Annotated in this window: 3 protein-coding genes and 1 pseudogene; all 4 read left to right on the top strand. The window is 45.1% G+C overall.

Features of this window, described 5'->3' with window-relative positions:
- Positions 1-242: pseudogene (locus KDK15_RS04690) on the top strand (hypothetical protein); the annotation flags it as partial.
- A 341-nt stretch (positions 243-583) separates the two neighbouring features.
- Positions 584-1,732: a hypothetical protein gene (locus tag KDK15_RS04685; RefSeq protein ID WP_257294205.1), complete on the top strand. Its 1,149-nt coding sequence runs from the start codon at positions 584-586 to the stop codon at positions 1,730-1,732.
- A gap of 852 nt (positions 1,733-2,584) precedes the next feature.
- Positions 2,585-3,076 (top strand): hypothetical protein, encoded by a 492-nt coding sequence (locus KDK15_RS04680; protein WP_257294204.1) that lies wholly within the window; start codon positions 2,585-2,587, stop codon positions 3,074-3,076.
- Between the two features lie 155 nt (positions 3,077-3,231).
- Positions 3,232-5,946, top strand: a 2,715-nt coding sequence (locus KDK15_RS04675; RefSeq protein ID WP_257294203.1) for a hypothetical protein, incomplete at its 3' end; no start/stop codon positions are given.

Genomic DNA, 5,946 nt, shown 5'->3' with positions numbered 1-5,946 from the left:
AAAAAGGCCAGGTTGCTTTTCTCGGAATTGATCTGAGCAAAAAGAGTTTCCAGCTTCATGGTGTTGATGCCAAAGGTCATGTGGTTATTAAAAAGAAACTTAATCGCAAAGCACTCTTGCCCTTTATTGCAATCTGCCTCAATGCGCTATTGGCATTGAAGCTTGTGGAGATTCACACTACTGGTGTCGTAAATTCACTGCACTGGGTTATGTCGTTCGTATCATGGCTCCCCATTTCGTAAATCTATAAGTAAAGACAAACAAGAATTTAGTCATGATGGAAAACTATTCCTTGCAATGCGGGGCGGACCATTTACGACCTTACTTTCCTTCTGAGATATTCCGGAAAGTAAATTACAGATTTCATGAGGAAAGAAATGGAGCTCCATACTACACTGTAAAGCTGTGTTTTTTTGTGCATTTGAAGCCCTCTGTTTTTAGCATTCCTTGATGTTGCTGGCTGTAAAAAAGCAGAGATATTTTATTTTTTTGTCAGGATAAATTTCCAGTGTTTTCATTTGGTTGCGCTTTTTGGTCCAAAACTGACTAACAGTCAAACAACTTATTATTAGGTGGAATTGTTGTGAATATTCGAGCAAGCACATCCCCTCTGAAAGAGAGTCATCAGGCCCCTACTTCAGATAATAATTCTGCGGAAGTAAAAAGTTCAGAAAATATATCAAGCCCTTCATGCTTCTCAGGGAGAGACGTTAAAGTAACTGCTGAAAAAAGACGGGCAAATTCCACATGCGATCCTCTACAGCCCAGTAAAATCGATAAAATAATGACAGAAACTGAGGTTTTGCCAGGCAAAAATGAGCAGTTACACGTTAAACAACAAGCGACAGTTTCTGTTCAATCCCAAATGTCACCTCCCGTTGTGTCAGGACAACCGTCGGAAATCCCTGCCCGGAAAATGGCCAGCCCTCACTCTTTATTATTATCACCAAAGGAGTTGGCCGATCAAATCCGGCTCGAGACCAATGAAGAGTTACAAGCATGTAAGACCTTACCAGTAATTTATGTCGGCCTCCCCTGTAAAGCGGCCCGTTTAACTGAGTCAGCAGAACAACGTATGTATGACGATGGCCTCTCGACTGACGACGTGAAACACGCTCTCCATCTCTCCCACGGTAAATATGGGCTCAATGAAACACATAAGGATCATTTTGACCGTTTTTATTTCATCGCTAATCACAAGGTAATTGTTCATCTGATGAAATATGACTGTTTTGATTTTCGCAATCCCGATGTGTTTAAGCCCGGGTTCGACGTGTTTGAATATTTCAATGATTGGGAACAAAAATGGCTGCCTGCCGAGGCCCGAATGAGTATCTATAACAGGCCTGAACCGTTAGTCGACCCCAGATACATTCAGATAAAGGTAATTCCAGATTTTGAAGCAAATGAAATTCAAACTCGAGTTAAAACGAATAATGAAAAGTATTTAGTCGATAGAGTGGCCGAGTGTTTGACCGGGACTTTTGGCGTTATTTGCCATGCCCTGCATAGCCCTATGCCTGACAGCGCAAAAGTTGCCTTCATTAGCGATTTGATCAATCCGGAAACAACGGTCCCCTCTCCGGAAGATGATTCGGCCGAATGTGCAGGGATGATGAAAAAACATTTTTCGGCAACTGAGTATCTGACACGGATTCGTTACGCTTCCGGAGGTTGTGAATACCAGGCGCTATGTGATAAAAATCCCCACTATAAAGAAGGCACTATTTGATGACAGGAGCAATGGTGGATCACCCATTTTTTGGATGGCTACAAGCTAGTCTATATTAAAAAGCACCTTCAATGCTTTAGATAGATCTTTGAACTCTACTTGGCTACCGATTGAGTTGATCTGTAAACGTGCGGGGCTTTTTGATGACTCAAACCTATTAAATTCAATTTGAATTCTCTGATCTTTCTTGATGTTTTGCAGTAAATTGATGGGACCACTGCAAACGCTAAAATTATATTTTGATAATTCTTCGTTCATACCAGTTTCGCTGAGCATTTCTAATTTATCGTGAATTTTATTGAAGCCATAAAAAAATCTCTCACTACCTTCATCAGATCAAGATTATCCAGACATAACTTTATATTCACACTTACTTTAGTGTCTGTTTTTTCATTTTGATCAATATCTTTTGCCTTAAAACGAAATCCTTTTTCTGCATACCTATGTAAAAATTCAATAATTTTACCTTTGGTACCTTCAATATGGACAGGATAGCCAGCCAGTGGTAAGTCATTTAGGTTAGAGTTGCTTATAAATATCAGGGTTTAGCTCCAGGAATTTCTGAAGGGGCTTCCAGATCACCTTTTATGCAGACATCAATAGCCAAGGGTATACTACTACGCAATAATTGCAGTTGTGGTTGATTACAGAATCAAAGACCTGATCCCGACTCTGTTTTTGAGAAATTACGAATACTTTCTGTTTCTATTGTGCATCGTTCTAAGTCATCAAAGATTAAAACTCTTCCCCCGGCATTTTTCAAATAGTCTGGTAAGTTTATATCAGGAACTTGAGAGGACACAGTTGTATCACTTTTTCCATCATCATCTAAATCAACCTTTAGTGCAGAGAATGAACCAGTTTATTGATGACAATGTCCTGCGCAAAATGGCTCAGGAGGCCGGCATTATTGTCTGTTCAGACCCCAGCCACCAAGCCTGCAAGACTGATCAGAATGATGGTATCACTTATGGTATTCATAACAGCTGGCACGATCTGGCGCAGGTGCACATTCCGGCCGGAATGACGCTGTTCGAAAAGATGCAGTACGAACATGACCCATCGCTGATGAGCCCGGCAACGCAACAGGCATTGGAGAAAGAGGTGCAGCGGCTGAAAAGCGACGGTATTCGGATGAATCTGGGCACCTTGACGCAAAAAACGCTGGCTTCGGAGAAAGCTCAACAAGTGCTGAAAGAGCGGGGTATTGCCGTGGTCAGCCTTAAGCGACCCTACTTTACTAACGATGGCCACCCAAGAGAATGGGAAATGCTGGCGCCAAAAAAGATAGCAAAGCCAGATCCTCAGAGTCCGCCAGCGGCGCGGGTATGTACAATCCTTTGATCTTGCTATGAAAATGCAGCTACGTGGGACCCTGATGGAACTTTTTACCTGCCAGTGACTCTAAAGACAATAAAATCCACCCACACTGAAGTGGCTAAATAATAAGTTCTGCTGGAGTATTACCATGAATGTTGCCCAAGGAACGGGGGATCTCTGTGAGCCCGTGCACTCCTCCACCAAAGTTTGAAAACCAGCCGGTAATAGCCTCTGATCCATGGACAGTCTGCGAATCGACCAGCAAGCTGCTACCCCGTCATTCCAGGGAGTCTGAGCGACAAGCGCTACTGCGGGCTGCTGGGAATGGGCATCTGGCGTTTCGGCGAATCAAATTGACTAAAGAAAATAATTACTTTTCGGGTGAGGGGGCACCAAGACCCTTCACCCTCGCCCTGCCGGGGGGGATGATGCCCACCCAGCGTATGCCAGAAAATCTTGGCAAATGGATGGTAGGCATTATTGATCCACAATGCCTCTACGTTTATAAACGTAATGCAGGGACAAGATTTCTGATGTTGGAGTCTGACTTAACTCCGGAAACACTGCCAATAAAACTACTGCCTCATCTGCAATCATTGCTCGTTAAACGTCTTGAGCGTGACGATCAGATCATCTGGAGAGTTTATCCCCCCCTTTTCACCTCAGGACATCTGCAAGCGGATGGAACGTTCAGTTTACCAAAATTGAAATCCGGCGATGGTACCCGCCCAGCTGATTATCCGGAACTGTTGCTCAGCAAATATGGCAGAGAAGACATCAAATGCTTTTGCGTTTACGACGATGCACAGATAAATATTTCCGACATCCTGCGGGACAAGCGCCAGTGTGAAAAGGTATTAAACCTTAAACCCTTGCCTCTGGTTGTTTATTGCCACCGCACGGGCTCTGTTCAGGTCTATTTTGATGATGAGCTGGACAGTAATCGCTTGGCCAGGAATGAGCATTCTCTGGATGATTATGCGTTTTCACAGGGCATAGACCCAGACCATTTCAGAGCCCTGTTAAATCTGCTGCCAATGTCTTTGCGGGCAGAAACACTAAGCCTAGAATTAAGCGTCTCACCGGAAGTTATGTGCAAATTGCAACAGGCCATCGAGTTGGTCGATGATCCCTATTGTTACAGTTATGAAAAGCTTCTGGAATTAAAACAAAGTGGCTTGCCCATTCACCAACGTTTTTTCTATGGAGGAGGGGTTGTTTCTTTACTTGACCTATTAGTGTGTTCCGAAATGCGCAGAAACACTGGGCCAGAGCATGAGCAAAGTCAGAAACAGGAGCAAGAAGCTTGTCGCTTACTTCATCTGCTTTTGCAGAGCGGGACAAAGCTGGGGAGAGATACTTCCAGTATTGTGATGATGAAGGACCCCACCACGGACCATGTAATGCCAGCGGGCGCAATGAATTATATGGTGGCTGCCTTTGGTCCATTTGATTTTCTGACCCTGCAACATCTCCAGAAAATACCTTTAATCGGTTGCCCGGGAAACGTCGTGGAATTTAACCGAATCTGTCAGGGGCTCAATGAAGTGCAAATACAGCAAAATATGAGAAGGGTATTAGATGTGAGTTTTGAACCTCCACCCCTCGCCACAGTCAAATCCCACTTGCTGGCCCTCTTTCATTTCAATGCTTGCCTGGACGAAAAGACTCTGTATTGGCTTAAAGTAACTCTGGACAAATGTTGCAAACCCCGTGAGGAGATTATTGATGATTTAACTGCGGATGATTATATCGAATGGGTTGAAAAACTGTGGGTTAATCGGAAAACACATCCTTTCTACCAAAATTGGCCAAAGTATGTCGAACAGTCTCGTCTGGACATTGAGGACCTGAAAAAATCTCTCGGTCTCAACGATTCCGGTGCATCGGCAACACCACTGGTAACCGAGGTACCAGCGGCATTACAGTTTGTAGTGGACGCGTTCAAGAGGTCGCCGGTCCTGCCTGACAATGTCGGCGATAATGAAAAAACCATCCTGAAGGTCTTGAAGCATTATTACCGCCGTCCAGGACCGGAACGGGTGATCCAGAGCCTTGGCAGAGAAATCATACCAACCGTGTGGAAACCGCAGCACAGCTGCAGTCATGTCCTGCGGGCCAGGAATAATGGGCACTGGTACATGGAATTGCTGGAGAAATTTCAGCAATGCTCCTTGAGCCAGGACGAAAAAGAACTCCTGTCTCTGGCAATTATTTACCATGATGCTGCTGCCGAAGATGTCGACAAATCAATGGAAGAATCAAGGTCAGCTGATTATTTCAAACGGGACCTGGCCGGGCACTACCCTGAACAGCTGCTGGAGGATATGGCGCTGGCAATGGTCAGCAAGGAAAACGATGTCAAGGGTAAAGGTGAGCAGAACCTGTCTGAGGCTGTGCGCTGGTACCTGAGCATATTACGCTTTGCAGATCGAATGGACGTTATCCGTGGTTGCGGGGTTGGGGCTGATTTTCCCGGATTAACGGTGACTCGACCTCTGGGTTTTGATGCTACCCGTCTTGACTTACCACCGCAGCTGACTGAAGAGTTTACCTCCGAGCCTGGCAACAAGAGTGAATTCCAACGGCATCTGGAAGCTGCCATGCACGGTGCGGCTGATCTGGCGCAGGTAACCGGGCGGCCTAGGGATCAGCGTAAGAAAAACTACACCCAAGTCTACGGTCTCAGAGCCAATGGCTCAAAGATCTCCGAAAACTTTGAATGGACAACCGAGCCAGTGCAGAGAATGAACCAGTTTATTGACGACAATGTCCGGCGCAAAATGGCTCAGGAGGCCGGAATGATTGTCTGTTCAGACCCCAGCCACCAAGCCTGCAAGGCTGATCAGAACAAAGGGATCACTTATGGTATTCATAACAGCTGGTATGATCTG

This window comes from Endozoicomonas sp. YOMI1 (genome assembly GCF_024606345.1).
Lineage (GTDB): Bacteria > Pseudomonadota > Gammaproteobacteria > Pseudomonadales > Endozoicomonadaceae > Endozoicomonas.
Note: the sequence above shows the minus strand (reverse complement) of the source record. Positions and strands in the feature narration are given on the sequence as shown.